Raw genomic sequence first — 26,957 nt, 5'->3', positions numbered from 1 at the left:
GCCAAGTGACAAGCAATTAATGTGCCTTGGGCCAGTTTAGCCGAAAAGGGTCGGAAGTGGTCTTGTATGATGCCAGTTTTATTCCACTCTGAGTGAACTAACTAGATGATTCATAGAGAAATCCAACCCAGCTCAAACAACTTTATGCGATCTCGGGGGCTTTAACAAAAAGCGGAACACAGGGTTCCGCTTTCTTGACGCCTAGCTGGAGAGCAGCACTCTGGCCGAGTTGGCGGGGATGGTGAGCTGCACCTCGCCCAGCACCACTTCGAATTTGTCGCCGTTGAAGGCGTCGGTGAAGCGGCTGGCCGGGCTCGCGGTCTGCCACAGGGGCAGGCTGATGGTGCGCAGCTCGTTGGGGTGACGGTTGCAGGCCACCACCACCTGATCGCTTTGCAGGGTGCGGGCAAACACATAGCTGTGCGGGCCGGCATAGAGGGTCTGGATGTCGCCGCGACGTAGGGCTGGACGCTGCCGGCGGATCTGGATCAACCGACGGTAATGGTCGTGCAGCACGTGATCCCAGGCGGTGGTCTCCCACGGGAAGCAGCGACGGCAGTCCGGATCGTTGCCGCCAGAGAGCCCCACTTCATCGCCGTAGTAGATGGACGGCACCCCGATGTAGGTGAGCAGCAGGGTGGCCGCGAGCCGCATCCGTTGCTTGTCCTCCCCCAGCAGGTGGAGGAAGCGCGCGGTGTCGTGGCTGTCCAGCAGGTTGAACTGGGCCAGCTGGTTCTTGAACGGGATATGGGCCCGCGCCAGCTTGAGCCAGCGATCCAGCTCTTCGGCGCTGATCTTGATGGGGTGGTAGGCGATGTCCTGACCCGCCAGGAAAGCGCGGATCGGGTGGGCGAAGCCGTAGTAGTTCATGGCGCCGTCTTCCTGCTCCCCCTGCAGCCACTGGCTCGCCTCGAAGAAGTGCTCGCCCAGCACGTAGGCGTCCGGGTTCTCCTGCTTCACCGCGCCGCGAATGGCACGTACGTGGCCGCGGTTGCCCTCGGCGGTGCCACGCTCCCCCAGCATGTGGATGACGTCGAAGCGCCAGCCATCGATCTGGTAGGGGGCACGCATCCAGTAGCGCAGGATGGCGTCGTCGGCGCGGTAGACGGCGTCCTGCACCTGTTCGCTGGAGAAGTCGAGCTTGGGCAGGCTGCGGATGCCTTTCCAGCTGACGTAATCCCCTTCGCTGTCAAAGGTGTAGAAGCTGCGCCACGGTGAGTCCGGGTTGCTTTGGGCGCCGAGCGGCGGGCAGAACCAGGGGTGCTCGGTCGAGGTGTGGTTGACCACTGCATCCAGGATGATCTTCATGCCGCGCTGGTGCAGGTTGCGGGTCAGCTCGGCAAACTGGGCGTTGGTGCCGAGGTGCGCATCCACCTTGAAGTAGTCCTGGGTGTCGTACTTGTGGTTGCTCGGCGAATCGAAGATGGGGTTGAGATAGAGCGCCGTCACCCCGAGAGATTGCAGATAGTGCAGCTTGGCATCGATGCCCGCCAGGTCGCCACCGTAGAATTCGCAGGCGCCGTGGCCTTCTTCGTGGCGGCTGACCGGCTCGCCCCACACCTTGCTGATCACCGCCTTGCCGCGGTACTCGTACTCGTGATGCTTGACGCTGAGCGACGGGTCGCCGTTGCAGAAGCGATCGGGGAAGATCTGGTAGAACACCTGGTCCTGTACCCAGGCCGGTGGCTGGTGCAGGCTGTTGAAGCGAAAATGCTGCTCGCGCGGCGGCATGGCGGCGCTGACGCCGGCCCCGTGCAGCCACCACTGTTCCTCGTCGGTGAGGCACTTGAAGCAGTAGAGGTGAATGTCCTGCCCCTTGATGAGCGGCAGGGTCGCCTGCCATACCTGCAGCCGGTCGCGGGTGGAGACCGCCGTCATCGGGATCAGGTACTCCTCGTTGTCCGGCTCGTGGCGCAGCCACACCTCGCGGATCGGGGCATCCAGCTCGCTGAACAGGGTCAGTTGCAGGGCATCGGCGCTCTCTTTGAACCAGGGCGCCACCTGGGGATGAAACAGAAATGGATGGGTCATGATGCTTATTGAGTCAGAAGATCGGCGAGGGCATTGCCCTGTTCATGCAAGGTTTCGAGCTGGCCGGCGAGCGACTTGGGATCCAGCCCCAGCTGGTCGGCCAGTGGCTTGGGGAAGCGGGCAATGATGGCCTGGGCCGGCACTCCCGCGTTCCAGGCGAAGGAGATGAAGACCGCCAGGCGGATCAGCACTGCCTCCTTGCTGACCGGGTCATGGGAGAGGGGATCTAGCTGCTGGGAGATGGCATCGACGAAGGCCTCGGAGAGGTTCCAGCGCCGTGCCAGCTCGGCGCCGAGCTGGGCGTAGTCGTAACCCAGCATCTCGCGCTGGGCCTCGACCCGGCTGCTCCCCTTCTGGATCGCCAGACTGATGAGCTCCGCCTCTTCCGGCAGGGTGCTCTGGATCAGCAGCTCGCCGATGTTGTGAATGAGGGCGCAGGTAAAGGCGGTCTCGGGGTCGAGCACCTTGGCCTCCTGGGCCAGGGTCTTGGCGATGGTGGCGACCTGGAAGGTCTCGGTCCAGAACTTGTTCTTGTCGAAGCTGGGAGGCGCCTTGAAGCTGCCGATGATACCGGAGGCGACCACCACAGAGCGCAGCCGGTTGAAACCGAGGCGGATCACCGCCTGTTCGATGGAGGTGACTTCGTTGCCACGGCGCAGGGCGGCCGAGTTGGCCATTCGCAGCACCTTGACGCTGATCACCTGGTCCATGGCGATCTTGGCCGCAATCTCGTCGATGCGGGCATTTTCATCGCTGAAGCTCTGCATCAACTCATGCAGCAGTTGCGGAATAGTGGGGAGTTGTTTGATCTTGTCAAACAGACGGTCCATCGACATGGCTGAGGCAGCCTCCATTGCGAGCACTGCCTCATATTGTGCCACAGGCGGGGCACATGTTCCTGTTTGTGATGCCGGTTTGTGAGCCCTAGAGCACCCAGTCGCGCAGGGTGTATTCCAAACGATGCCGTTTGCCCTGCAGGATCAGGGTCTGGGTAGTGCCATCCAGGGTGGCCCCTTCGGTGAGGGTGGTCAGCACCGCCTGCTCCACCGCATCGAGCGGGGCCAGACAGGCCATCTCGGTGCTGCCCAGACTGGTCACCCAGAACTTGTTCCCCTCGAGGTGGCCCTGACCGAAGTAGCGGTTGCAACCGGCGATGCCGTTGACGGTGAAGTGCTCACCTATCTCGAAATCGGGCGGGTTGTCTCGCGGCGCGGCAACGGGCTGGCCATCCAGCTTGTCGAGCACCCAGTGGTGGTGCTGCAGGTCTTGCGAGGCGAAGCGGGGAGTACTGCTGCAGGCGCTGAGCAGAAGCAGGGCGAGCAGCAGTAGCAAGAATCTGGGCATGAAAGGGCTCCGGTAGTGGGAGTGACAAGCATACCCTCTGTGCGTGCCCTCAGGCAGGGCGAGGGGGAGTGCCCCCGACTGCTTCTGTCGCCCTGTGGGTGGGGCCTGTGTCGTTAAATGGCAACACAGCCCCCATGCCTGGCTGCATTTGGGTCAGATCGGGGTGGATTGACCGCTGCCAAACAGCCGCTCGGCGTAACGGGCCAGACCGGAGGCGACCGAGCCGAAGTCATCACCCCCTTCCAGCGGCACCTGGGGCAGCTTCTGGCGGATGAAGGCCTGGATCAGCGGGGAGCGGGCGCTGCCGCCGGTGATGAAGACCCGATCCGGTTGCACGCCGGCGGCGGCGATGGCTTCATCCATCAGCTCGCCAATTTTCTCCAGCAGCAGGGCAGAGGCATTGGCCAGCTGTTCGCGGGTCAGCTCCGCCGCCAGCCCTTTTTCCAGCTCGCTCAGCGATTGGTGATTGGACTCCTGCGTCGAGAGGGCGATCTTGCCCTGCTCGGCACGCCACACCAGTTGATGGCTCAGCTTGTGGGCGCGCAGGCTGGCGAGACGGCCCAGCTTGCTGCCGGGCTGGCTGTCGAGTTGCAGATCCTGCAGCTGGCGGGCGGTCTCCAGGCTGTAGAAGCGGCTTTGGGCGCTGACGTCGTTGATGGCGGCGGCATCCCAAAACAGCGGGTGGGGGAGCGGCTTGCCGGTCTTGAGGGTCTCGTGCATGCCGAGCAGGGGCATCATGCCCTCCACCGTCAGCCGGATGTCGAAGTCGTTGCCGCCGATGCGCTGGCCGCTGTGGCCGAGCAGATCGCCGTCGCGATCGAGCCTGTCGCGGTGGCTCGGGCCCATCCGCAGCACCGAGCAGTCGGTGGTGCCGCCGCCGATGTCCACCACCAGCACCACCGCATCCTCGGTCAGGCGGGCCTCGAATTCGAAGCCGGCCGCCACCGGCTCATAGAGAAACTCCACCTGCTCGAACCCGGCGAGGCGGGCCGCTTCGCTCAGGATGGCGATGGCCTGACGGTTGCTCTCTTCCCCCGCCAGCCCCTGGAAGTTGACCGGGCGGCCGACCACGGCCCGGCGGATCGGTGCGCCGAGCTGCTGCTCCGCCTCGCGCCGCACGTGCAGCATCATGGCGCAGACGATGTCTTCGAACAGGGCGATCTGTGGTGCCTTGAGGCCGTAGGCGCCGAGGAAGGATTTCGGCGACTTGAGGTAGTAGCCGTCGTCCGGCTCTTCCAGATAGCGCTCCAGCGCCGCGGCGCCAAAGCTGAGCTCGTCGATCAGCCCCTCTTCGCGCATCTGGCGGCGTACCGCCTGGGCCCGGGTGACCACGGGGCCGCGCAGCTTGAGATACTCGCTCTGCTGGGCGGGTGCCAGCCCTTCGGCCAGCAGGCCGGCGATGGCATCCCGGTGGGGAGCGTGCAGGGTGGAGGGAAGGTAGTGGGCACCGCTCAGGTTCAGCAGCCTGGGGCTGCCTTGTTCCATCACGGCGACGGCACAGTTGGAGGTACCGTAATCAAATCCGATAAACATGGGCAGCCAGACTCCTGAGCAAAAAAGGGCTGGTAGCCTACCCGAAGGCGCCGGGTCTCACAACCCGGCGCCTCGCTTATTGCGCGGTGGTTTACTCCACCTCGTTGTCGCAGCGACCCTGACTGTCGATGGCGCGGATGTTGCTGAGGGTGGTGTCGGCGATGGCGTGCAGCGCCTCGCGGGTCAGGAAGGCCTGGTGACCGGTGAACAGCACGTTGTGGCAGGCCGACAGGCGGCGGAACACGTCATCGGTGATCACCTCGTTGGACTTGTCGGCGAAGAAGAGATCTTCTTCTTCCTCGTAGACGTCCAGCCCCAGCGCGCCGATACGAGCGGTCTTGAGCGCCTCGATGGCGGCGTTGGAGTCGAGCAGGCCGCCCCGGCTGGTGTTGATGATCATCACCCCGTCCTTCATCTTGGCGAACGCCTCCTTGTTCAGCAGATGGTAGTTCTCCTTGAACAGCGGGCAGTGCAGGCTGATGACGTCAGACTGGCGGAACAGGGTATCGAGATCCACGTACTCGGCACCGAGATCGATGGCCGCCTGGTTCGGATAGGGATCGCTCACCAGCAGGCGCATGCCGAAGCCCTTGAGGATGCGCAGGGTGGCGATGCCGATCTTGCCGGTGCCGATGATGCCGGCGGTGCGACCGTGCATGTTGAAGCCGACCAGCCCCTCCAGCGAGAAGTTGGCGTCACGGGTGCGCTGATAGGCTTTGTGGATGCGACGGTTGAGAGTCATCATCAGGCCCACCGCATGCTCGGCGACCGCTTCCGGGGAGTAGGCGGGAACTCGCACCACCTTCAGCCCCAGCTCCTTGGCAGCGACCAGATCCACGTTGTTGTAGCCGGCGCAGCGCAGGGCGATCACCTTGGTACCGTGGGTGGCCAGCTCGGTCAGCACCTCGCGGTCGGCATCGTCGTTGACGAACAGGCACACCACGGGGAAGCCGTGGGCCAGCCGGGCAGTCTTGGCCTCCAGCCGCACGTCGAAGAACTCCAGTTCATAACCGTACTGGCTGTTGGCCTGATTGAAGTGCTCTTTGTCGTAGCTCTTGGTACTGAAAACGGCGACTCTCATGGTGTGCTCTCCGCAGATAATGATGTAGTTAAATTACAACAAATATGGGGCGTCATCACGGGATAAATGGTGGGGATTCAGCCCCACGGCATGATGGGCACGGCGCTGACCGCGCTCTTGTAAGAGCCATCCACCAGCTTGGTGCTGTAAGTCAGATAGACCAGCGCGTTGCGCTTCTGATCGTAAAAGCGCACCACTTTCTGCTCCTTGAACACCAGCGAGGTGCTGACGTCGAACACCTCTTCCCCCGCCTTCAGCTTGGCGGGCAGGGTGATGGGGCCAATCTGGTGACACGAGAGGGAGGCGTGGGAGGGATCTTCCGCCAGCCCGAGTCCGCCCTTGACGCCGCCGGTCTTGGGGCGCGCCAGGTAGCAGGCGACGCCGTCGATGCGGGGATCGTCGAATGCCTCCACCAGGATCTTGTGGTTGGGGCCAAACAGCTTGAAGGCGGTGCTCACCTCGCCGACCGGGTCGGCATTGTCGGCCAGCGCCGGGCCGGCAATCAGTGCGCCCAGCAGCAGCGGCAGGGCGCGAGCAAGGATCTGAGGATGTCTCATGGTCTCTCCTGTTGGCTTCCCTCAGTAGGGAATGCCCAAACGACGATAGAGGCTGGCCAGCACCCAGGCGGGGCCGATCAGCAAAAACTGCAGGTCGGCGAGGAAGGAGGGGCGTTTGCCCTCGATCTTGTGGCCGACGAACTGGGCGATCCAGAGCAGCACAAACCCGGCCAGCGCCGGCCACAGCAGGGGGCCTTGCCAGCTGTGGCAAATGACCAGCCCCAGTGCGGTCAGCACCGTCATGCCCACAAACAGCGCAAACGACAGCCGCAGGTAGAAGGCCAGCACCGGGATGGCGACCAGAGCGGCCCAGTTGAGCGACGGCGGCAGCGGCCCGGCTGGCAGGCACCAGAGCAGGGCCAGGGCACAGAGATAGATACCGGGCACTGCCAGCTTGTGGATCGCCACATTGACCGGGTGCCGGTGGCTCTGGCCGTACAGTTCAAACCACTCCTCGATTCCCTTCATGGCACCTCCCTGGCGCGCTGCTGGTACCACCTCGCCTTAAGGTGGCAGATTCGTCATCCCTGCGGGGGATACTCCCAATATTGGGCCGGAATGGATTTTAGCAACGGTGTCATGTCGGGATTGGGCAGGGAGATGGTGACCCGCCGCTCGAGATTGGCGCTGGCCAGAGCCTCGCGGATCTTGGGATTCTCCCGGAAGAACTTCATGAAGCTGCCGTCGGCATAGGCCCGCTCAAGCCCGGTCTGGATCGCCTTGGCCAGCTTTGGGGATTCCGGGCTGACGAAGAAGAACTCGGCGAAGGGGTAGCGGATCAGCAGGTGCTGATCGATGACTAGGTTGGGATATTGCGCCACCAGCTCGCTGCGCTCGGCGAAGATCTCCACCAGGTTGCGCGGGAAGAAGTCCAGCTTGTCACCGTCGTTGATCAGCCGAAACAGGTTGCTGTAGCGCCCCGAATAGGTGGGGATGCCGGCGTTTTCGAGGATCTTGTTGTCGGCCCAGCCCACCCCTTGCGCCGCCTTCAGCTTCTTGAGATCGGCCAGCGAGTTGATCTGGTTGAACTTCTCCTGGGCATCGGCGTGGATGAAGGAGAGCCGCAGTCCTTCCAGACCGCGAAACAGCGGGATCGGCACGGCAATGAGCGAGGATTCGAGGGCGCTGGAGGTGCCCATCCAGAACACATTGATGGTCTGGCCCTTGCTCAGCTGCTGCTGCAGGCTGTACTGGTTGAGATTGAGTTCGACCTGCTTGATGCGAAACGGCTGGCCGGCATGGGTCAGCGCCAGTTCCAGCAGTTTGAGCTGGTACTCTTTGTCGAGGTCATTGATCGGCCGGCTGGGAACCTTGACCGTGAGGGTCTGTGCTTGTGCCAGCAACGGCAGACACAAGCACAGTTTGAGGAACCATTTCACTCTCTGCTCTCCTGTAGATTCCGGGCTTGCCCGGAGTCTAACAGAACTTATCACTCTCTTGCTGCGTAGCCGTGATCCGCCAGGGTGAGCAGCCTGGTGTCCTCATTGTCACCTGCATGGCCCACCCCGCTGGCGACGCTCGCCGCACGAATGTGAGCAGGCAGCGAGGCGTCAGGCGACGCGACGATACACGTGGGTATCGTTGAACTCCTTGGTGCTCTGGCATTCAACGCAGAAGCGGGACTCGGGACGAGCCTGTAGCCGCTTGAGGGAGATCTCGTCACCGCAGGATTCGCAGTAACCGAAATCCCCTTCGCTGATGCGCTTGAGGGCACCACGCAGCTTGCGCAGATGCAGCTTGTCATGCTCGATGCGGTTCAGCTCCAGACGACGGGCTTCCTCGATGCTGGCACGGTCAATTTCATCAGCCATCTCGTTGGTATCGGTGGCGATGGCCTGGCTGGCCTGGGAGTTGAGGCGATCTTCGAGTTCGAGGATCTGGCGCTCGATCTGTCCCTTGTAAAAGGCCAGTTGGTCTTCAGTCATGAAATCACACATACGATTTACTACCAGTCAGTTTACTAACCCAATTATCCCTGTTTATGGGGGCTGTCTGCCTGCAGACCAAGCCCTGTGTCCTGAATTTGCACCAAATCCAAGCAGGAGAGTGCAAATCAGGGCGGGCCTTGTACCAAAAAAATGCAGGCATGCAAAGCAAAGAGGACAAGTATTGTGCGCCCTTGCAAAAAAATGACCCGATTCAGACAGGGGCTGACTGAGAACATGGGGGATCCTGCAAGCTTGTTGGCACCGGGCTTGCAGTGAGTCGTTATCACGCCAGGGTGTTTAGTATTTGTCCCCGCGATGGTCATTATATGCGCCGTTATTTATAGTTTTTTAAACACCACCGCTTGACATTGCCCCTGATGGCGGGCTTTTATGGTGGTGTTGATTACAATTTGATAACAAGGGTGTTCCATATATTAGACACCCTTGCCAATGGCAACCGTAGAGTCGGGGTTTAACATGGACAGTATCAAGGGCTGGATGGAGAGCAATCGCATCACGGAAGTGGAGTGCCTGTTTCCGGATTTCACCGGCAATGCCCGAGGCAAGATAATTCCAGCCAACAAGTTTCTGCGCGAGGGGGGCATGCGGCTGCCCGAGGTCATCTTCACCCAGACGGTGACCGGCGAGTATCCGGATGACGACAGCATGATCGACCCGCTGGAGCGGGACATGCAGCTCTATCCCGATCCCAACACCATTCGTTTCGTACCCTGGGCGCTGGAGCCGACCGCCCAGGTGATCCACGACTGTTTCGACATCAATGGCAAGCTGATCGACATCGCGCCGCGCTCCGTGCTGCGTCGGGTCCTGTCATTTTACGAGAAGCAGGGCTGGAAGCCGGTGGTGGCCCCCGAGCTGGAATTCTATCTGGTCAAGCGCAACGAAGACCCTGACTATCCGCTGGTGCCGCCGGTAGGGCGCAACGGCCGCCCCGAGACGGCCCGCCAATCGTTCAGCATCGACGCGGTCAACGAATTCGACCCCATCTTTGAAGACATGTACGACTACTGCGAGGCGCAGGAGCTGGAGGTGGACACCCTGATCCACGAGTCCGGCGCCGCCCAGATGGAGATCAACTTCCTGCACGGCGACGCCGTCGATCTCGCCGACCAGGTGTTCCTGTTCAAGCGCACCATGCGGGAAGCGGCCCACCGCCACGGGATTTACGCCACCTTCATGGCCAAGCCGATGAGCGACGAGCCCGGCTCCGCCATGCACATCCACCAGAGTCTGGAAGATGTGAACGGTCGCAACCTGTTCGGCACCGAGAACGGCGGCCACTCCGAGCTGTTCATGCACTTCATCGCCGGCCTGCAGAAATACACGCCGGCGGTGACCGCGCTGCTGGCCCCCAACGTCAACTCCTACCGCCGCCTCACCTTTGGCGAGAGCGCGCCGCGCAACGTGCAGTGGGGGGTGGAGAACCGTACCTGCGGGCTGCGGGTGCCCTTCTCCGAGGCCAGTGCCCGCCGGGTGGAGAACCGCTTCGCCGGCGCCGACGCCAACCCCTATCTGGCGCTGGCCGCCACCCTGGCCTGCGGCTACCTCGGCATGATGGAGAAGCTGGAGCCGCTGCCGGAGATGAAGTCGAGCGCCTATGAGCTGCCCTACAGCCTGCCCCGCTCGCTGGAGGAGGCATTGAGCCACCTGGAGCAGTGCGACCCCATCAAGGAGATGCTGGGCGAGCGCTTTACCCGGGCCTTCGTGGCGGTCAAACGCAAGGAATATGAGACCTACTTCGGGGTGATCAGCCGCTGGGAACGGGAGTTCCTGCTGCTGAACGTGTGATCCGGATGCGCGCCGGTCGCGCATCACCCCGCCCGGAGGGGCCGCCGGCCCCTCCCGCATGAATCGAGACAGTTGGGGCGCAGGCACTGCACGACACCCGGTGCGTCACCGTGACCGGGGGAGTTGTCTGCCCCTCATCAACTGACCAACAAACATCGCTTAAATCGAAGGAACCGAGGAGCAAGCAATGCAGCATACCACCCGTGAGTGGCAGCAACTGGAAGCCAGCCATCACCTGCATCCGTTTACCGACTTTCAGGCGCTGAACAAGAAAGGCAGCCGCATCATCACCCGGGCCGAGGGCGTCTATCTGGAAGACTCCGAAGGCAAGCGCATTCTGGATGGCATGGCCGGCCTGTGGTGCGTCAACCTGGGCTATGGCCGCCAGGAGCTGGTGGACGCCGCCACCCGCCAGATGCAGCAACTGCCCTACTACAACCTCTTCTTCCAGACCAGCCACCCGCCCGCTGCCGAGCTGGCGACCCTGCTGGCCGAGATCACGCCGCCGCACCTCAACCACGTCTTCTTTACCGGTTCGGGCTCCGAGTGCAACGATACCGTGCTGCGCATGGTGCGCCACTACTGGGCCAGCAAGGGGCAGCCGGACAAGCAGGTGATCATCAGCCGCCACAACGCCTACCACGGCTCCACCGTGGCGGGGGCGAGCCTGGGTGGCATGAAGGGGATGCATGCCCAGGGCGGGCTGCCTATTCCCGGTATCGTGCACATCGATCAGCCCTATCACTTTGGCGAGGGGCAGGGGATGAGCGCCCACGAATTCGGGCTGGCCCGTGCCCGTCAGCTGGAGGAGAAGATTCTGGCGCTGGGGGTGGACCAGGTGGCTGCCTTTATCGGCGAGCCGATCCAGGGCGCCGGCGGCGTCATCATCCCGCCCGACAGCTACTGGCCGGAGATCCAGCGCATTTGCGACAAGTACGGCATCCTGCTGATCGCCGACGAGGTGATCTGCGGCTTTGGTCGCACCGGCCACTGGTTCGCCAGCGAAGGCTTCGGCATCAAGCCGGATCTCATGTGTCTGGCCAAGGGGATCACCTCCGGCTATCTGCCGATGGGGGCCGTGATGGTGGGGGACAGGGTCGCCAAGGTACTGGTGGAAGAGGGGGGCGAGTTCAATCACGGCTTCACCTACTCCGGTCATCCGGTGGCCTGCGCCGTGGCGATTGCCAACATTACGCTTATGCAAAACGAAAGCATAGTTAAGCGAGTTCATGATACCATCGGCCCCTATTTGCAGCGCCGCTGGGCGGAGCTGGCGGACCATCCGCTGGTGGGCGAAACCCGTGGCAAAGGCCTGGTGGCCGCGCTGGAAATAGTGCAGGACAAGCAGACCAACAGCCGCTTCCCGGCTGGGCTGCAGGCCGGTATGACCTGTCGGGAGTTCTGCTTTAACAATGGCTTGGTGATGAGGGCGGTCGGCGATACCATGATCATATCGCCCCCCTTGGTGATCACCGAGGAACAGGTGGATGAATTGGTCAATCTGGCCAGGCTCAGTCTCGATCTGACGGCGGCAAAGCTGCGGGGATAGGCGGGCGCCGGGCAGGTTGGCTTGCGCATACAATTTGCTTAGGAGACAAGGACGATGTCTTTCAAAACGGGAATGATTGCAGCCTCTGTGGCACTGGTCATGATGAGTACCGGGGCGATGGCCGAGGACAAGGTGTTGCACGTCTACAACTGGAGCGACTATATCGCGCCAAACACGCTGGAAGACTTCCAGAAAGAGACGGGCATCAAGGTGGTCTACGACGTGTTCGACAGCAACGAGGTGCTGGAAGCCAAGTTGCTGGCCGGCAGTTCGGGCTATGACATCGTCGTTCCGTCCAACCCCTTCCTGGCCAAGCAGATCAAGGCGGGCGTGTTCCAGAAGCTGGACAAGTCCAAGCTCTCCAACTGGCAAAACCTGGATACCTCGTTGCTCAAGGCGCTCGAACCGAGCGACCCGGGTAACCAGTACTCCATTCCTTACCTGTGGGGCACCATCGGTTATGCCTACAACCCGGAGAAGGTGAAAGCCGTGCTGGGTGACAAGGCGCCGGTGGATTCCTGGGATCTGGTGTTCAAACCGGAAAACATGGCCAAGTTGAAGGAGTGCGGTGTCTCCTTCCTCGACTCGCCGACCGAAATGCTGCCGGCCGCCCTGCAATACCTGGGCTTCAAGCCGGACAGCCAGAAGCCGGACGAGCTGAAGAAGGCAGAGGCGTTGTTCCTCTCCATCCGTCCCTATACCGCTTACTTCCACTCCTCCAAGTACATTTCGGATCTGGCCAACGGCAACCTGTGCGTGGCGGTCGGTTACTCCGGTGACCTGCAGCAGTCCAAGGCGCGTGCCGCCGAGGCCAAGAACGGTGTCAGCCTGACTTACACCATTCCGAAAGAGGGGGCAGGCAGCTTCTTCGACATGATCGCCATCCCGGCGGATGCCAAGAACGTCGAGGCGGCCCACACCTTCATCAATTACCTGATGAAGCCGGACGTGATCGCGAACATCACCAACGTGGTGCAGTTCCCGAACGGCAACAAGGCGGCCACGCCGCTGGTGGACGAGGCGATCCGTACCGACCCGGGTATCTACCCGACGCCGGATACCCTCAAGAAGATCTACACCTTCCCGGATCTGCCGGCCAAGGTGCAGCGTCTGATGACCCGCAGCTGGACCAAGATCAAGTCAGGCAAGTAAGAGTGACGAGTACCCCTCCCGGTCCGCAGTTCGGCCGGGAGGGTGGTGACCACCCGACAGGTTGGACGGCGCGTATGGATGCGCGACTGGCAAAATCACACAAATGAGGACTGATAAGTGCACATGACCAAGATGGCAACGCTGGCCCTGACCCTGGGGTTTGCAAATCTGACCCAGGCAGCCCCTGTGGTTCATTTTTACAACTGGTCCGATTATATCGGCGAGACCACCCTCAGTGACTTTCAGCAGAAGACCGGGATCAAGACCATCTACGACGTGTTTGACTCCAACGAGACGCTGGAAGGCAAGCTGCTGACCGGACGCACCGGCTACGATCTGGTCGTGCCCTCCAACAATTTCCTGGCCAAGCAGATCAAGGCGGGGGCCTTCCAGAAGCTGGACCTCACCCTGCTGCCAAACCTGAGCAACCTGGACCCCATGCTGCTCAAGCAGCTCGAGAAGGTGGATCCGGGCCATCAGTACGCCGTGCCCTACCTCTGGGGCACCAACGGCATCGGCTACAACGTCGACAAGATCAAGGAAGTGCTGGGTGTCGACAAGATTGACTCCTGGGCGACCATCTTCGAGCCGGAAAACATGAAGAAGCTCTCCCAGTGCGGCGTGGCCTTCCTCGATTCGGCGGACGAGATGATCCCGGCTGCCCTCAACTACCTGGGGCTCAACCCCAACAGCCATGAGCCGGCGGACATCAAGCGGGCCGAAGAGCAGCTGCTCAAGGTGCGCCCCTACGTGGCCTACTTCCACTCCTCCAAGTACATCGGTGACCTCGCCAACGGCAACATCTGCGTGGCGGCGGGTTTCTCCGGCGACATCCTGCAGGCGGCGTCCCGGGCCGAGGAGGCGGGCAAGGGGATCAATATTGCCTACAGCATCCCCAAGGAGGGTGGCAATCTCTGGTTCGACATGATGGCGATCCCGGCCGATGCCACCAACGTGAAAGAGGCTCACGCCCTGATCAACTACATTCTCGAACCGCAGGTCATCGCCAAGGTGAGCGACTATGTGGGTTACGCGAACCCGAACATCAAGGCGGGAGAGTTCATGGACAAGGCCGTTCGCGAGGACGAGTCAGTCTATCCCCCCCAGGCGGTGCTTGGGCGTCTGTATGTGCAGGAAGCACATCCCCGCTCGGTGCAGCGCCTGATCACCCGGAGTTGGACCAAGATCAAATCCGGAACCTAACCTTGGCGCCCATCCCGGGGCGCCAGATTGTATTGATGGATCGGCCCAGGCCGGAATCACCTTTGGGAGTTTGGTAATGGCGATAGCCTCCAGTGCCTACAAGAAAGCCCTCGAGGGCAGCCAGCAGCGTAAAGAAGTGCTGGTCAAAATAGACAGGGTAAGCAAGCAGTTCGACGAAACGCTGGCGGTCGACAACGTGTCTCTCAACATCCACAAGGGCGAGATCTTCGCCCTGCTGGGTGGGTCCGGCTCCGGCAAGTCCACCTTGCTGCGGATGCTGGCCGGGTTCGAGCGACCCACGGAAGGACGGCTGTTCCTCGACGGCGTCGACATTACCGACATGCCGCCCTATGAACGCCCCATCAACATGATGTTCCAGTCCTATGCCCTGTTCCCCCACATGACGGTGGCCCAGAACATCGCCTTCGGCCTCAAGCAGGATGGCCTGCCCAAGGCGGAGATCGATGCCCGGGTGGAAGAGATGCTCAAGCTGGTGCAGATGACCCAGTACGCCCGCCGTAAGCCGCACCAGCTCTCCGGTGGTCAGCGTCAGCGGGTGGCCCTGGCCCGTTCCCTGGCCAAGCGTCCCAAGCTGCTGTTGCTGGACGAGCCCATGGGGGCGCTCGACAAGAAGCTGCGCTCCACCATGCAGCTCGAGCTGGTCGAGATCATCGAGCGGGTCGGCGTGACCTGCGTCATGGTGACCCACGATCAGGAAGAAGCCATGACCATGGCCGAGCGGATCGCCATCATGCACCTCGGTTGCATCGAGCAGATCGGCAGCCCGATGGATATCTACGAGACCCCGGCCAGCCGGCTGGTGTGCGAGTTCATCGGCAACGTCAACCTGTTTGACGGCCTGCTGGTGGAGGATGAGCAGGACCACGCCATCATCGCCTGTGCGGATCTGGAGCAGCCCATCTATGTGGGTCACGGCATCAGCTCCCGGGCGGAGAACAAGAAGGTCACCTATGCCCTGCGTCCGGAAAAACTGCTGATGAGCCTGCAAAAGCCGGAAGAGATCGAGCATCCGGACTTCAACTGGACCAAGGGCGAGGTTTATGACATCGCCTATCTGGGCGGCCATTCCGTGTATCACATCCAGTTGCCCTCGGGCAAAATCGTTCAGGCTTTCATCGCCAATGCCGAACGCCACGGCAAACGGCCGACCTGGGATGACCAGGTGTTCCTCTACTGGGAAGATGACAGCGGCGTGGTGCTGCAATCATGAAGGCATTGAGACGACTCAAACAGGTGGGAGGGCGGCAGCTGGTCATCGGCATCCCCTTCTTCTGGCTGTTCCTCTTCTTCCTGCTGCCCTTCATCATCGTCGTGAAGATCAGCTTCGCCGAAGCGGACGTGGCCATCCCCCCCTATACGGACGTGGTGAGCTGGGCAGACAATCAGCTCACCATACTGCTCAACCTGGGCAACTACCTGCTGCTGCAGGAGGATGAGCTCTACATCGCGGCTTATCTGGGGTCCCTCAAGATAGCCCTGGTCAGTACCCTGCTCTGCCTGTTGATCGGTTATCCCATGGCTTACGCCATTTCGCGGGCCAACAAGGAGACCCAGACCGTTCTGCTGCTGCTCATCATGATGCCGACCTGGACGGCGATCCTGATCCGGGTATACGCCTGGATGGGGATCCTCAGCAACAACGGCCTGCTCAACAGCGTCCTGCTGGGCATCGGGGCGATCGACGAACCGCTGCAGATCCTCAATACCAACCTGGCGGTCTATATCGGCATCGTATACTCCTACCTGCCGTTCATGGTGCTGCCGCTCTACGCCAACCTGGTCAAGCACGACCAGAGCCTGCTGGAGGCGGCCTCCGATCTGGGGGCCCGCAACCTGACCCGGTTCTGGCAGATCACGGTGCCACTCTCCAAGAACGGCATCATCGCCGGTTGCATGCTGGTCTTCATCCCGGTGGTGGGCGAGTTCGTCATCCCCGAGATGCTGGGTGGTCCGGAGACCCTGATGATCGGCAAGGTGTTGTGGCAGGAGTTCTTCAACAACCGTGACTGGCCGGTGGCCTCCGCCCTGGCGGTGGTGATGCTGGCGGTGCTGATCATTCCCATCATCCTGTTCAACCGCAACCAGGCCAAAGAGCTGGAGGGCAAGGCATGAGACGTTTCGGTTTTGCCAAGCTGATGCTGTGGCTGGGGCTGCTGTTCATCTACCTGCCCATGATCATCATGGTCATCTACTCCTTCAACGCCTCCAAGCTGGTGACGGTGTGGGGGGGCTGGTCGCTCAAGTGGTACTTCGGCCTGCTCGACAACAAACAGTTGATCGGGTCCGTGTTCCGCTCCCTGGAGATCGCCTTCTACACCGCCATCGCGGCGGTGGCGCTAGGGACGGTGGCGGCCTTCGTGCTGACCCGGATCCCTCACTTCCGTGGCCGGACCCTGTTCGGCGGCATGGTGACGGCGCCGCTGGTGATGCCTGAGGTGATCACCGGTCTCTCCCTGCTGCTGCTGTTCGTGGCCATGGCCCAGCTGGTGGGTTGGCCCGCGGAGCGGGGCATGCTGACCATCTGGATAGCACATACCACCTTCTGTACCGCCTATGTGGCGATCGTGGTGTCGGCGCGGCTGCGGGAGCTGGATCTCTCCATCGAGGAGGCGGCCATGGACCTGGGTGCCAAGCCCTGGAAGGTGTTCTTCCTGATCACCATCCCGATGATAGCCCCGTCGCTGGCGGCGGGTGGCATGATGTCGTTCGCCCTGTCGCTGGATGATCTGGTGCTGGCGAGCTTCGTCTCCGGCCCGGGTTCGACCACCTTGCCGATGGAAGTGTTCTCGGCGGTGCGCCTCGGCGTGAAGCCCGAGATCAACGCCATCGCGAGCCTGATCCTGCTGTCGGTATCCCTGTTCACCTTCGGTAGCTGGTATCTGATGGCCCGGGCGGAGAAACGCCGCCGTGCCGAAATCGCCATGACCACCCAGATGCAGGCAGTTGCCTGACCTGCCCCGTGATAAGATCCGCATTCCCCCATCCGTCAGGAGAATGGAATGCGGATCTCCCTCTTCATCGGCCAGAGCGCCGAACTGAACCCAGAGCAGGCCCCCGGCCTCATCAGTGCCATCCACAAGCAGCCTGCCGACGCCCCTCTGTGGTGCGATTTCCTCGGCCTTCGCGGGGATGAGCAGAGCGACAGACGCCATCATGGCGGCCCGGATCGGGCCCTGCACCATTACCCTGCGGAGCACTACGCCTGGTGGAAAACCTGGCAAACCGCGCTGGGACTGCCTGTACCACGCACACCCTGGCAGCCTGCTGCCTTTGGCGAGAATCTCTCTGGTCTGGGGCTGACCGAGGCGCAGGCCTGCATCGGCGATGTCTATCGACTTGGAGAGGCGCTGATCCAGATAAGCCAGCCCAGATCCCCCTGTTTCAAGCTCAACCAGCGCTTTGGCTATGGCCAGCTCTCCCAGGTGATGCAGTTGAGTGGCCGCTGTGGCTGGCTGCTGCGGGTGCTGGAAGAGGGAAGGGTGGATCCGCAGGGGGAGCTGACACTGGTGGACAGACCCTACCCTGAGCTGACGGTGAAGCGCACCGCCGACATCCTGTTCAACCAGGCTCGCAACGAGGAAGACCTGCAACTGCTGCTGGAGAACCCGGCGCTCTCTCCCAATTGGCGCCAGCATGCGGCTCATTGGCTGGAACATGGAGTGGTGGCGGATTGGAGCCGGCGTTTGCTGGGGCCGACCGAGTTCAGGTTGCCTCGACAGGGCTGAAGGCAGGCGGAAAGATACCTTGTGGGCGATTTTTTCTGCGACTCGCTGAATTATTGAGCGTAAAGCCATTTTTTTAGAGTGAATGCAAAAAAAGGCTTGTGTCGGGTCGGGGCTTTCGGTAAATTCTCGCCCCGCAGACATCGGTGTGTAGCGCAGCTTGGTAGCGCACTTCGTTCGGGACGAAGGGGTCGGAGGTTCGAATCCTCTCACACCGACCACATTTGAAAAGGCCGCTCAATGAGCGGCCTTTTCGCATTTGGTCTGTTGAGGCAAAGCTGACATTTCCATTGTCGATTGCTTCTCCTGCTCCGATTTCCCTCATTTGCCCAACTAAAAGGGCCACCGCTCGGTGGCCCCACTGGTGGAGTCTGATCCTGACTCCGGCACTCTAGATTGTGACAATCTCGTTATGGGTCTTGTCGATGGTGCCCTCCTTGCGCCCCAGGCGCTCATTCAGATATGCCAGTGTTGATGCCGCAATGCCTTGAAACCGTGTTGGGTTTGCAGGGCCGCATGCTTGGGGTACTCACTAATGAAATGTGCTATTCCCTCCATCAGTTGTGAACGCAGCGAAGACACGGGCTCATGCCAGGCTTGCAGGCAGAGATGACCAGGGATCAGCTGCTCTCGATACGCTTCCAGCAGCGATTCCGGCCAAGGCTCGATATGGGAATCGTGACGCAGTAAATAGTGGGCGGCGGGTTCACGGGCATAGATGAACTGAACTTGGGCCAGGTCGCGTTGGCTTAGCGTTTGGCTGCCGATATGGCAAGTCAGATATTTTCCCGTCTTCAGATTCAGGAAGTGACCGCGTTGCCGACAGGCAATGATGCGATACCAAGGCAGGGGTGAACAGAGAGAATACCCCTCCAGCTCCTGTTCCAACCAGTGACGGCACTCTGGGGTCTGCACTTCTTCGCGCATGGCCTCAAGTCGTGTCAGCAAGGCTCTGGATGGTTGGGTAGCCAGTATCGCGCTCATCGTCTGCAATCCTCCCTCTGCACAGAATCCCGATTTTCAGTATGGACCCTGAGCGGAAGAGGGGGTAAGAATTCTAATGATTAAAATCAGCTTAGAAGCGCACTTTTTATGCAATAAAAACCATTAGCAGACGAGGTAGGTGCCCGTGCCGAAGGCGATGTGGGTGCCCTCTTCGTTGTGCAGCTCCATGCGGGCGACCGCGACCTTGCTGCCTGCCCGGATGATGTGGGCGGTGGCGATGAACTCGTTGCCGCGACCGGGACGAAGATAGTCCACCCGCAGATCGATGGTGCCAAGCCGCGAGAAGCGCTCCTTGAGATAGCTGGGGGAGAAGTCCTCCAGCTCGTCGATGCAGGAGGCTGCGACTATCATGCCGCCCGCCACGTCGAGCAGGCTGGCGGTGACGCCGCCGTGCAGTATGTTGTGGAAAGGGTTGCCGATGAGCTTCTGTTCCATCTTGATGCGCAGCTCCACTTTATCGAAGTCGTAGTGGGTGACTTGCATGCCGATCAGCTTGTTGAAGGGCATCTTTTCGGCGAACAGGTTGGCTATGCCACTGAGCGCCATCTTCTTGAGCATCTGTTTCATTCCTTGAGTCCGCCCTGTCATCAAAGCCGAGTAAAAACTCCAGCCAGTCTGCAGCACTTCTTTAACAGTCGCAATGGCAGGTTTATTGTGGGCGGCGGCTGCTTTAGAATGGCGACCCCAAAGGAGAGCCCATGACCGTCATTGCCGAAACCCTGCCTGACCCTCAGCCAGAGAATCCCCTTGCCCTGTTGCAGGCGGTGTTTGGCTATCAGCAGTTTCGGCCGGGCCAGCTCGAGATCATCGAGCAGATAGTGGCGGGGCGCGATGCCCTGGTGCTCAAACCCACCGGCGGCGGCAAGTCGCTCTGCTACCAGATCCCGGCGCTGCTGCGACCCGGGCTCGGGGTGGTGGTCTCCCCCCTCATCTCGCTGATGAAGGATCAGGTCGACACCCTGCGTGCCAACGGCGTGGCGGCGGTCTACATCAACTCGGCCCTGAGCCGGGAGGAGATGATCCAGAACTTTGCCGCCATGCGCCGAGGCGAGATCAAGCTGGTTTATGTTTCCCCCGAGCGTTTGCTGCAGCACGAGTTCATGGACCGGTTGGCGGAGCTGCCCCTCGGCCTGTTCGCCATCGACGAGGCGCACTGCGTCTCCCAGTGGGGGCACGATTTTCGGCCGGAATATGCGGCGCTGGGACGGCTCAAGCAGTGGTTCCCCCAGGTGCCCGTGGTGGCGCTCACCGCCACCGCCGACGAGGCGACCCGCAGCGACATGCTGCACCGGCTGGAACTGAACGATCCCTTCATCCACACCGCCAGCTTCGATCGGCCCAATATCCGCTACAGCCTGGTGGAAAAGTTCAAGGCGGCCGAGCAGCTGCTGCGCTACGTGCAGAGCCAGAAGGGCAACTGCGGCATCGTCTACTGCTCCAGCCGCAACCGGGTGGAGGAGGTGGCCGAGCGGCTCTCCCGCCACGACTGCAAGGCGGCACCCTATCATGCAGGGCTGCCGCTGGAGCTGCGCCAGCAGACCCAGGAAGCCTTCCTCAAGGATGACATCGAGATCGTGGTGGCGACGGTGGCGTTCGGCATGGGCATCGACAAGCCCAACGTGCGCTTCGTGGTGCACTACGACATCCCGAAGAACATCGAATCCTACTATCAGGAAACCGGCCGCGCCGGGCGTGACGGCACTCCCGCGGAGGCGCTGCTGCTCTACGATCCCGCCGACATCGGTAGGGTGCGCCGGCTGCTCGACAACATCGAAAACCCCCAGCAGTTGCAGGTGGAGCAGTACAAACTCAACGTGATGGCGGCCTTCGCCGAGGCGCAGACCTGCCGCCGTCAGGTGCTGCTCAACTACTTCGGCGAGTACAACGACAAGCCGTGCGGCAACTGCGACATCTGCCTCGATCCACCCCAGAGCTATGACGGCACCGAAGATGCCCAGAAGGCGCTCTCCTGCGTCTGGCGGGTGGGACAGAATTTCGGGGTGGGTTATGTGGTGGAGGTGCTGCGCGGTTCGCTCAATCAGCGCATCAAGGATCACGGTCACGACAAGCTCTCGACCTACGGCATCGGCAAGGATCAGAGCCACGAATACTGGATGAGCGTCATCCGCCAGCTGATCCACAAGGGGTTGCTGACCCAGAACATCACCCGCAATCTGGTGTTGCAGCTGACCGAAGCGGCCCGACCCGTGCTGCGTGGCGAGATGAAGCTGGAACTGGCAGTCCCCCGCCTGCAGCCCATCTCCAGCCGCAAGGAGAAGCGCAACGGCCTGCTCGACAACGCCAACTACGACAAGCGGCTGTTCAAGGAGCTGCGCGCCCTGCGCAAGCAGATCGCCGAGGATGAAGAGGTGCCGCCCTACGTGGTGTTCAACGACGCCACCCTGGTGGAGATGGCACAGCTGATGCCGATGACCGAGGAGGAAATGCTGGCGGTCAACGGTGTCGGTCACCGCAAGCTGGAGCGCTTCGGTGAGGCCTTTATGGACCTGATCATCGACTACTGCCGCCGGTAGGGTCGGCCCTGGTAGACCTTGTCATCGACCGCAGCAGGCCCAGGCCGGTAGGCTGGCACAACAAACAGTGGAAAGGCGCCCGTTGGTCGGTGCCATGCATTATTTGAGGTTGGCGTAATAGGCCGCCAGATTCTCCATGTCCGCCTCGGTCAGCATCGCCATGAAGGGAACCATCAGTGGCTCGGTACGGGAACCCTCCTTGAACGCCTTCATCTGCTTGAGCAAATAGGCCTGGTTCTGGCCCGCGAGGTGGGGGTAGGTCGGGACGCTCGCCTTGCCATCCGCGCCATGACAGGCGGCACAGACCAAGGATTTGGCCTTGCCTGCGTCTATGTCGGCCGCCTTGGCCTGATGGCCCCAGGCAAGCGCCAGCAGGGGCAGGGTATAGATCCACTTTTGCATCGTCTTCTCCTTGAAATGAATAATCGTGATCGCCTGTTAGCCTCGACGAGCCGACGGCGGTATAAAGAGTGACACGAGCATACGCAGGGACAACCCCCATCACCATGAAGTTGATCAACACTTTTGCCACCGAACTCCCCTGGGCTTGCGAGCCTGTTGCCCCGCAGCCGCTGCATGGCCCCAGATTGCTGCATCTGAACCGTGCGCTGCTTGGGGAGCTGGGGCTCGGGGAGGTGAGCGAGGCGCAGTGGCTCGCTTGTTGCGGCCAGGGGCAGCCCCTGCCGGGCATGCAGCCGGTGGCTCAGGTCTATGCGGGCCACCAGTTCGGCGGCTACAGCCCGCGTCTCGGGGATGGCCGCGCCCTGCTGCTGGGGGAGCAGCTGGCGCCTGATGGCAGCCGCTGGGACCTGCACCTCAAAGGGGCGGGCAAGACGCCATTCTCCCGCTTCGGCGACGGCCGTGCCGTGCTGCGATCCAGCATTCGCGAGTACCTGGCTTCCGAGGCGCTGCATGCCCTCGGCATTCCCACCACCCGGGCTCTGGTGCTGCTGGGCAGTGACGAGCCTGTCTACCGGGAGCAGGTGGAGAGCGGGGCGACCGTGCTGCGCACCGCGCCGAGCCATCTGCGCTTCGGTCACTTCGAGTATTTCGCATGGAGCGGACAGGGGGAGAAGATCCCGGCCCTCATCGACTATGCGCGGCGTTACCACTTCCCCGAGCTGACCGATGGCGCCGAGCTGTTTGCCGAAGTAGTGCGCCGCACCGCGCGGCTCATCGCCAAGTGGCAGGCGGCGGGGTTCTGTCACGGGGTGATGAACACCGACAACATGTCCCTGCTCGGGCTGACCCTGGATTACGGCCCCTACGGTTTCATCGACGCCTATGTGCCGGACTTCGTCTGCAACCACTCGGATCCGGATGGTCGCTATGCGCTGGATCAGCAGCCTGCGGTCGGATACTGGAACCTGCAGAAGCTGGCACAGGCGCTGGCCGGCCATGTGGATGGCGACGCGCTCGCGTCGGCCCTGGCCCAGTACGAGCACCAGCTGATGTTGCACTACTCCGAGCTGATGCGCGCCAAGCTGGGGCTGGCGGTGTGGGAAGAGGAGGATCCGGCGCTGTTCCGCGAGTTGTTCCGGCTGCTGGCGGCGCACAAGGTGGATTACCACCTCTTCCTGCGACGTCTCGGTGAGGTGACGCGAGAGGGAGCGTGGCCCGCCCGCCTGCTGGCCCTGCTGCCCGATCCTGCCGTCTGGCAGGGGTGGCTTGAGGCCTATCGGGCGCGCCTCGCCCGGGAAGGGAGCGTGGATGGCGTGCGCAAGGGGCAGATGGACGCTGTCAATCCCAAGTATGTGCTGCGCAACGCCCTGGCCCAGCAGGTGATCGAGGCGGCAGAACAGGGCGACATGGCGCCGTTCGAGCGGCTGTTTGCGGCCCTGCAGCACCCCTATGATGACCAACCCGAATACGAGGGTCTCGCCACCCCGCATCCGGGCTGGTATTGCGGGGGCGAGCTCTCGTGCAGCAGTTGAGGAGCAACGGATGAACTGGCATATCACGCAGACAGACAGGGAAGCCGGGGTGGTGATGCTGACCTGCCCGGCGCTCGACTGGGACAGTTTTCCAGTGCTGGCCGAAGCCCTGCTGCAGGAGTGGGAGCTGGCGGCACTCGAGCGGGAGTGGGGGGCCGATCGTCACGGCTGGCTGCTGGAGTTTGAGGGGAGCCGCCTTCGGCTCGAGTTCGAACACCACAGCGGTTGCTGGCTGGCGGCGGTGCAACCGGCGGACATCGAGGCGCTGCTCTGGCTCGCCCGGCAATACGGGAACTGACCCCTGGCCGGTTCCGAATGTGAGTCGCCACTGTTCGAAATAGCCGCATAAAGATTGAACTATCAATTTGGGGGCGTATAATCCCGCCCCTCGATTATCGCCATGGTGGCGATATGGGTTCCCTAACCCCATTAACCAAAAAGGTCACAATATGAACCTGACTCCGGCTCAGTACCAGACGGCACTGATGCGTCTCTCGTTGTTCCACATCCTGATCATTGCCAGCAGCAACTACCTGGTGCAGCTGCCGATCACCATCTTTGGCTTCCACACCACCTGGGGTGCCTTCAGCTTCCCGTTCATTTTCCTGGCCACCGATCTGACGGTGCGGATCTTCGGCGCAGGCCTGGCGCGCAAGATCATCCAGACCGTGATGCTGCCGGCATTGACCGTGTCCTACGTGCTCTCGGTGCTCTTCTTCGAAGGGAGCTTCCAGGGGGTGGGCAATCTGGCAGAGTTCAATCTCTTTGTTGCCCGGATCGCGTTAGCCAGCTTTATGGCCTATCTGGTGGGCCAGTTCATGGATGTGGTGGTGTTCAACCGCCTGCGCCTGCTGAAAGCCTGGTGGGTGGCACCGGCGGCCTCCACCCTGTTCGGCAATCTGGTGGATACCATCGCCTTCTTCAGCATCGCCTTCTGGCGCAGCACAGATCCCTTCATGGCCGAGCACTGGGTCGAGATCGCGACCGTGGATTACGTATTCAAGTTGCTGATAAGTCTTGGGTTGTTTGTGCCGCTTTACGGTGTGCTACTGCGCTATCTCAGCCGCAAGCTGGTGGGGGAGGCCGGATTGGCTGGCCTGCAAGCTGCTACGCGACAAGCCTGATGAGATTGACCACCCCCATGGGTGGTCAATTTTTTTGTGATCTTCACAAATAAGGCTTGCACAGCTAAATGATAATGATTATTGTTAACTTGTTTTCCGGGAAAGACTTCATTCGTTCCAACGTGATGGACTTCTTGTGAAGGCACGACATTGCTCACATTGCTTCCAGTTAAGGGGCCAGTAGTTTACTGGCCCTCTTTTTTTGCGTCTTTTCCGCCATCAGCGGGCATAAAAAATGGGAGCCAGGGCTCCCATTTTCACTCTGCTCCGCTTACTCGATGTCGAGGGCATCGGGGGAGAGGATCACCCCTGTGGTATCGGCATAGAGGTGGTCATCCGGCAGGAAGGTGACGCCGCCGAAGTTGACCGGCAGATCGGTTTCCCCGATATCCTTGCTGTCGGCGCCCACCGGAATGGCCGCCAGGGCCTGAATGCCGATGTCGAGATCTTCCAGGATATCGACCTCACGGACGCAACCGTAGCAGACGATCCCTTCCCACTCATTTTCCGCCGCCGTGGTGGCGATCTCGCTGTCGATCAGGGCACGACGCATGGAGCCGCCACCGTCGATCAACAGCACGCGACCAACGCCGTTCTCTTTGACGAGTTCACGGATCAGACCGTTCGATTCAAAGCACTTGACCGTGGTAATGACGCCGCCGAAAGAGGCGCGGCCGCCGAAGGAGCAGAGCATGGGTTCGAGTACATCCACCATGTCCTGATAGATGTCGCACAGTTCTGAAGTGTTGTATTCCATTGTGTCAGATCCACCGCTGGAAACAGGTGGATCCAGTATAAGGAGTGGGGTTGGCATTTCAACGACTATTCCTTGCCCAGTGGCGGGAAATGCCGTTTTTGCGTGAAAGCGGCCCCGCGTCATGGCAGGCGCCGCAGACGGTCAGCCTCGGGCCCTAGAGCAAGAACAGGGTCGCCAGCCCCAGGAAGATGAAGAAGCCGCCGGTGTCGGTGATGGCGGTGATCATCACGCTGGCCCCCACCGCCGGGTCGCGCCCCAGCCGACTCATGGTCATGGGGATGATGACCCCCATCAGCGCCGCCACCAGCAGGTTGAGCATCATGGCGAGCGTCATCACGCCTCCCAGCGCCGCATCCTGATAGAGCAGGAAGGTGGCGATGCCCATGATGCCGCCCCACACCAGACCGTTGATCAGGGCCACCCCCAGCTCGCGCCACAGCAGGAAGGAGACGTTGCCTGTCTGGATATGCTGCAGCGCCAGCGCCCGCACTATCATGGTGATGGTCTGGTTGCCGGTGTTGCCGCCGATGCCGGCGACGATGGGCATCAGGGCCGCCAGCGCCACCAGCTGGGAGATGGTGTGCTCGAACAGGCCGATTACCCGCGATGCCACGAAGGCGGTGCAGAGGTTGATGGCGAGCCAGGCCCAGCGGGTCTTGACCGCCTTGGAGACGGGGGCGAACACGTCTTCTTCCTCGCTGATCCCCCCCATGCGGCGCAGATCGGTGTCGCTCTCTTCATAGACCAGATCCACCACCTCGGCGACGGTGAGCCGGCCCATCAGCTTGCCCCTGGCATCCACCACGGCGGCGGAGACCAGGTCGTCCCGCTCGAAGGTGCGGGCGGCGGCCTCGTCGTTGTCTTCCGGATCGAAGGTGACCGGATCCTTCTCCATCGCTTCGCTCACCAGGGTTTCGGGCCTGTGCAGCAGCACGGCGGTGAGGGGCAGCTCCCCCTGCAGCCGGTTGCGCCGATCGGTGACGAACAGCTTGTCGGTGTTCTCGGGGATCTGGCCGCGCAGGCGCAGATAGCGCTGGACGGTGGCCAGGGTCACGTCGGGCCGCACCGTGATGAGCTCGAAGTCCATCATGGCGCCGACCGTGTGCTTGCCGTAGCGGATCACCTCCCGCACCTTGTCCCTGTCCACCGGCGCCATGGAGGTGAGCAGCCGCCCCATCAGGTTGCGGGGCAGGTGCTGGCCCAGGTAGATCTGGTCGTCGATGTCGAGGGTGCTCAGGGCGTGCAGCAGCTCCTTGTCGCTCATGCCGCTGATGAGGCTGTCCCACACCGTCTCCGACGCCTCCACCAGGATCTGGCCGTGCTTGTCTGCATCCACCTGCTGCCACAGCACGTGGCGCTCGTCCGGCGGCAGGGATTCCAGCGCATCGGCGATATCGGCGGCGGGCAGGCTGTTGACCAGCCGGGTCAGCTCGCTGGTCTGGTCCCGAAGCGCTGCGTCCTGCTCCCCTTGCGGGTCGAGCAGGCTCTCGGTGAGGGCATCATCAGCCAGCAGCAGCGTGAGGATGCGGGCTCTGTCGTGTTCACGCTGTTTGGCGCTGTTCTTGGGGGGGAGGGACATGAAGCAGAATTCCTGAATTCGGTGATCCGGCGGACAGTCCCCATAGGATACCAGACTCAAAACAAGAGGTTATGACAGTAAATGCAGAAAAAGA

The 26,957-nt window shown here is 61.7% G+C and carries 26 protein-coding genes and 1 tRNA gene; 13 read left to right on the top strand and 14 right to left on the bottom strand.

Going from position 1 to position 26,957, the window contains the following annotated elements:
* Positions 1-201: 201 nt before the first annotated feature.
* The 9 genes from malZ to C2U40_RS21720 form a co-directional block, all read right to left on the bottom strand.
* On the bottom strand, positions 202-2,031 hold the full coding sequence (gene malZ / locus C2U40_RS21760; RefSeq protein ID WP_103827622.1) for a maltodextrin glucosidase: 1,830 nt from the start codon (positions 2,029-2,031) through the stop codon (positions 202-204).
* 5 nt (positions 2,032-2,036) lie between these two features.
* Positions 2,037-2,885, bottom strand: a complete 849-nt coding sequence (locus C2U40_RS21755; protein ID WP_017409738.1) for an HDOD domain-containing protein — start codon at positions 2,883-2,885, stop codon at positions 2,037-2,039.
* 70 nt (positions 2,886-2,955) lie between these two features.
* On the bottom strand, positions 2,956-3,375 hold the full coding sequence (locus C2U40_RS21750) for an META domain-containing protein (RefSeq protein WP_016352339.1): 420 nt from the start codon (positions 3,373-3,375) through the stop codon (positions 2,956-2,958).
* A gap of 153 nt (positions 3,376-3,528) precedes the next feature.
* Entirely contained in the window at positions 3,529-4,908 is a 1,380-nt protein-coding gene (yegD, locus tag C2U40_RS21745; RefSeq protein ID WP_103827621.1) for a molecular chaperone, read from the bottom strand.
* 91 nt (positions 4,909-4,999) lie between these two features.
* Positions 5,000-5,989 (bottom strand): 2-hydroxyacid dehydrogenase, encoded by a 990-nt coding sequence (locus C2U40_RS21740; protein WP_045525885.1) that lies wholly within the window; start codon positions 5,987-5,989, stop codon positions 5,000-5,002.
* Between the two features lie 77 nt (positions 5,990-6,066).
* Positions 6,067-6,546, bottom strand: a complete 480-nt coding sequence (locus tag C2U40_RS21735; RefSeq protein ID WP_103827620.1) for a CreA family protein — start codon at positions 6,544-6,546, stop codon at positions 6,067-6,069.
* Positions 6,547-6,567: 21 nt separating this feature from the next.
* A complete protein-coding gene (locus tag C2U40_RS21730) occupies positions 6,568-7,014 on the bottom strand; it encodes an Mpo1 family 2-hydroxy fatty acid dioxygenase (protein WP_102989823.1) in 447 nt (148 codons plus the stop codon).
* A 53-nt stretch (positions 7,015-7,067) separates the two neighbouring features.
* Positions 7,068-7,925 carry a hypothetical protein gene (locus C2U40_RS21725; protein WP_011707800.1) on the bottom strand — a complete coding sequence of 286 codons (858 nt, stop codon included), beginning with the start codon at positions 7,923-7,925 and terminating at the stop codon, positions 7,068-7,070.
* 171 nt (positions 7,926-8,096) lie between these two features.
* Positions 8,097-8,483, bottom strand: coding sequence for a TraR/DksA family transcriptional regulator (locus C2U40_RS21720; protein ID WP_010635769.1), 387 nt, complete (start codon positions 8,481-8,483; stop codon positions 8,097-8,099).
* A gap of 468 nt (positions 8,484-8,951) precedes the next feature.
* Between C2U40_RS21720 and C2U40_RS21715 the strand changes: the two genes are divergently transcribed.
* The 9 genes from C2U40_RS21715 to C2U40_RS21675 all read left to right on the top strand — a co-directional run bounded on the left by C2U40_RS21715 (position 8,952) and on the right by C2U40_RS21675 (position 18,151).
* Positions 8,952-10,283: a glutamine synthetase family protein gene (locus tag C2U40_RS21715; protein WP_011707799.1), complete on the top strand. Its 1,332-nt coding sequence runs from the start codon at positions 8,952-8,954 to the stop codon at positions 10,281-10,283.
* A gap of 187 nt (positions 10,284-10,470) precedes the next feature.
* Positions 10,471-11,832: an aspartate aminotransferase family protein gene (locus tag C2U40_RS21710; protein ID WP_011707798.1), complete on the top strand. Its 1,362-nt coding sequence runs from the start codon at positions 10,471-10,473 to the stop codon at positions 11,830-11,832.
* Between the two features lie 54 nt (positions 11,833-11,886).
* Positions 11,887-12,984, top strand: a complete 1,098-nt coding sequence (locus C2U40_RS21705) for a polyamine ABC transporter substrate-binding protein (protein WP_103827619.1) — start codon at positions 11,887-11,889, stop codon at positions 12,982-12,984.
* Positions 12,985-13,107: 123 nt separating this feature from the next.
* Entirely contained in the window at positions 13,108-14,187 is a 1,080-nt protein-coding gene (locus C2U40_RS21700; RefSeq protein WP_219812538.1) for a polyamine ABC transporter substrate-binding protein, read from the top strand.
* 76 nt (positions 14,188-14,263) lie between these two features.
* A complete protein-coding gene (gene potA / locus C2U40_RS21695) occupies positions 14,264-15,418 on the top strand; it encodes a polyamine ABC transporter ATP-binding protein (protein WP_010676056.1) in 1,155 nt (384 codons plus the stop codon).
* A complete protein-coding gene (locus C2U40_RS21690; RefSeq protein WP_103827617.1) occupies positions 15,415-16,320 on the top strand; it encodes an ABC transporter permease subunit in 906 nt (301 codons plus the stop codon). Before potA ends, C2U40_RS21690 begins: the two co-directional genes overlap by 4 nt.
* Entirely contained in the window at positions 16,317-17,159 is an 843-nt protein-coding gene (locus C2U40_RS21685; protein ID WP_010676054.1) for an ABC transporter permease subunit, read from the top strand. Before C2U40_RS21690 ends, C2U40_RS21685 begins: the two co-directional genes overlap by 4 nt.
* 48 nt (positions 17,160-17,207) lie before the next feature.
* Positions 17,208-17,933, top strand: coding sequence for an MOSC domain-containing protein (locus C2U40_RS21680; protein ID WP_010676053.1), 726 nt, complete (start codon positions 17,208-17,210; stop codon positions 17,931-17,933).
* Between the two features lie 141 nt (positions 17,934-18,074).
* Positions 18,075-18,151: transfer RNA gene (locus tag C2U40_RS21675), tRNA-Pro, on the top strand.
* Positions 18,152-18,386: 235 nt separating this feature from the next.
* Here the strand turns inward: C2U40_RS21675 and C2U40_RS21670 are convergent.
* Positions 18,387-18,914: an AbiTii domain-containing protein gene (locus C2U40_RS21670; RefSeq protein WP_010676052.1), complete on the bottom strand. Its 528-nt coding sequence runs from the start codon at positions 18,912-18,914 to the stop codon at positions 18,387-18,389.
* A 123-nt stretch (positions 18,915-19,037) separates the two neighbouring features.
* Positions 19,038-19,502 (bottom strand): thioesterase family protein, encoded by a 465-nt coding sequence (locus C2U40_RS21665; RefSeq protein WP_181014784.1) that lies wholly within the window; start codon positions 19,500-19,502, stop codon positions 19,038-19,040.
* 131 nt (positions 19,503-19,633) lie between these two features.
* Between C2U40_RS21665 and recQ the strand changes: the two genes are divergently transcribed.
* Positions 19,634-21,469, top strand: coding sequence for an ATP-dependent DNA helicase RecQ (gene recQ / locus C2U40_RS21660; RefSeq protein ID WP_103827615.1), 1,836 nt, complete (start codon positions 19,634-19,636; stop codon positions 21,467-21,469).
* A 99-nt stretch (positions 21,470-21,568) separates the two neighbouring features.
* Here the strand turns inward: recQ and C2U40_RS21655 are convergent, their stop codons facing one another.
* Entirely contained in the window at positions 21,569-21,871 is a 303-nt protein-coding gene (locus tag C2U40_RS21655) for a c-type cytochrome (protein WP_103827614.1), read from the bottom strand.
* Positions 21,872-21,975: 104 nt separating this feature from the next.
* Here C2U40_RS21655 and C2U40_RS21650 point away from each other — a divergent pair, with 104 nt between their 5' ends.
* The 3 genes from C2U40_RS21650 to C2U40_RS21640 all read left to right on the top strand — a co-directional run bounded on the left by C2U40_RS21650 (position 21,976) and on the right by C2U40_RS21640 (position 24,527).
* On the top strand, positions 21,976-23,403 hold the full coding sequence (locus C2U40_RS21650; protein ID WP_103827613.1) for a protein adenylyltransferase SelO: 1,428 nt from the start codon (positions 21,976-21,978) through the stop codon (positions 23,401-23,403).
* A 10-nt stretch (positions 23,404-23,413) separates the two neighbouring features.
* Complete coding sequence (locus C2U40_RS21645) at positions 23,414-23,701, top strand: DUF3630 family protein (RefSeq protein WP_103827612.1); 288 nt, start codon at positions 23,414-23,416, stop codon at positions 23,699-23,701.
* A 151-nt stretch (positions 23,702-23,852) separates the two neighbouring features.
* On the top strand, positions 23,853-24,527 hold the full coding sequence (locus tag C2U40_RS21640) for a 7-cyano-7-deazaguanine/7-aminomethyl-7-deazaguanine transporter (protein ID WP_010676046.1): 675 nt from the start codon (positions 23,853-23,855) through the stop codon (positions 24,525-24,527).
* 271 nt (positions 24,528-24,798) lie between these two features.
* On the opposite strand, the gene rraA is transcribed toward C2U40_RS21640, so the two are convergent.
* A complete protein-coding gene (gene rraA, locus C2U40_RS21635; RefSeq protein ID WP_010676045.1) occupies positions 24,799-25,284 on the bottom strand; it encodes a ribonuclease E activity regulator RraA in 486 nt (161 codons plus the stop codon).
* Positions 25,285-25,438: 154 nt separating this feature from the next.
* Positions 25,439-26,863, bottom strand: a complete 1,425-nt coding sequence (gene mgtE, locus C2U40_RS21630; RefSeq protein WP_181014783.1) for a magnesium transporter — start codon at positions 26,861-26,863, stop codon at positions 25,439-25,441.
* Positions 26,864-26,957 lie beyond the last annotated feature (94 nt).

It is taken from the genome of Aeromonas sp. ASNIH4 (assembly GCF_002934425.1).
GTDB lineage: Bacteria > Pseudomonadota > Gammaproteobacteria > Enterobacterales > Aeromonadaceae > Aeromonas > Aeromonas hydrophila.
The sequence above is the reverse complement of the archived record's forward strand: the minus strand, read 5'-3'. Positions and strand labels throughout refer to the sequence as shown.

Bases quoted from the DNA above. Each gene is read 5' to 3' on its own strand.
- malZ (WP_103827622.1), bottom strand. From the start codon at position 2,031: ATGACCCATCCATTTCTGTTTCATCCCCAGGTGGCGCCCTGGTTCAAA.
- C2U40_RS21755 (WP_017409738.1), bottom strand. From the start codon at position 2,885: ATGGAGGCTGCCTCAGCCATGTCGATGGACCGTCTGTTTGACAAGATC.
- C2U40_RS21750 (WP_016352339.1), bottom strand. From the start codon at position 3,375: ATGCCCAGATTCTTGCTACTGCTGCTCGCCCTGCTTCTGCTCAGCGCC.
- yegD (WP_103827621.1), bottom strand. From the start codon at position 4,908: ATGTTTATCGGATTTGATTACGGTACCTCCAACTGTGCCGTCGCCGTG.
- C2U40_RS21740 (WP_045525885.1), bottom strand. From the start codon at position 5,989: ATGAGAGTCGCCGTTTTCAGTACCAAGAGCTACGACAAAGAGCACTTC.
- C2U40_RS21735 (WP_103827620.1), bottom strand. From the start codon at position 6,546: ATGAGACATCCTCAGATCCTTGCTCGCGCCCTGCCGCTGCTGCTGGGC.
- C2U40_RS21730 (WP_102989823.1), bottom strand. From the start codon at position 7,014: ATGAAGGGAATCGAGGAGTGGTTTGAACTGTACGGCCAGAGCCACCGG.
- C2U40_RS21720 (WP_010635769.1), bottom strand. From the start codon at position 8,483: ATGTGTGATTTCATGACTGAAGACCAACTGGCCTTTTACAAGGGACAG.
- C2U40_RS21715 (WP_011707799.1), top strand. From the start codon at position 8,952: ATGGACAGTATCAAGGGCTGGATGGAGAGCAATCGCATCACGGAAGTG.
- C2U40_RS21710 (WP_011707798.1), top strand. From the start codon at position 10,471: ATGCAGCATACCACCCGTGAGTGGCAGCAACTGGAAGCCAGCCATCAC.
- C2U40_RS21705 (WP_103827619.1), top strand. From the start codon at position 11,887: ATGTCTTTCAAAACGGGAATGATTGCAGCCTCTGTGGCACTGGTCATG.
- C2U40_RS21700 (WP_219812538.1), top strand. From the start codon at position 13,108: ATGACCAAGATGGCAACGCTGGCCCTGACCCTGGGGTTTGCAAATCTG.
- potA (WP_010676056.1), top strand. From the start codon at position 14,264: ATGGCGATAGCCTCCAGTGCCTACAAGAAAGCCCTCGAGGGCAGCCAG.
- C2U40_RS21690 (WP_103827617.1), top strand. From the start codon at position 15,415: ATGAAGGCATTGAGACGACTCAAACAGGTGGGAGGGCGGCAGCTGGTC.
- C2U40_RS21685 (WP_010676054.1), top strand. From the start codon at position 16,317: ATGAGACGTTTCGGTTTTGCCAAGCTGATGCTGTGGCTGGGGCTGCTG.
- C2U40_RS21680 (WP_010676053.1), top strand. From the start codon at position 17,208: ATGCGGATCTCCCTCTTCATCGGCCAGAGCGCCGAACTGAACCCAGAG.
- C2U40_RS21670 (WP_010676052.1), bottom strand. From the start codon at position 18,914: ATGAGCGCGATACTGGCTACCCAACCATCCAGAGCCTTGCTGACACGA.
- C2U40_RS21665 (WP_181014784.1), bottom strand. From the start codon at position 19,502: ATGAAACAGATGCTCAAGAAGATGGCGCTCAGTGGCATAGCCAACCTG.
- recQ (WP_103827615.1), top strand. From the start codon at position 19,634: ATGACCGTCATTGCCGAAACCCTGCCTGACCCTCAGCCAGAGAATCCC.
- C2U40_RS21655 (WP_103827614.1), bottom strand. From the start codon at position 21,871: ATGCAAAAGTGGATCTATACCCTGCCCCTGCTGGCGCTTGCCTGGGGC.
- C2U40_RS21650 (WP_103827613.1), top strand. From the start codon at position 21,976: ATGAAGTTGATCAACACTTTTGCCACCGAACTCCCCTGGGCTTGCGAG.
- C2U40_RS21645 (WP_103827612.1), top strand. From the start codon at position 23,414: ATGAACTGGCATATCACGCAGACAGACAGGGAAGCCGGGGTGGTGATG.
- C2U40_RS21640 (WP_010676046.1), top strand. From the start codon at position 23,853: ATGAACCTGACTCCGGCTCAGTACCAGACGGCACTGATGCGTCTCTCG.
- rraA (WP_010676045.1), bottom strand. From the start codon at position 25,284: ATGGAATACAACACTTCAGAACTGTGCGACATCTATCAGGACATGGTG.
- mgtE (WP_181014783.1), bottom strand. From the start codon at position 26,863: ATGTCCCTCCCCCCCAAGAACAGCGCCAAACAGCGTGAACACGACAGA.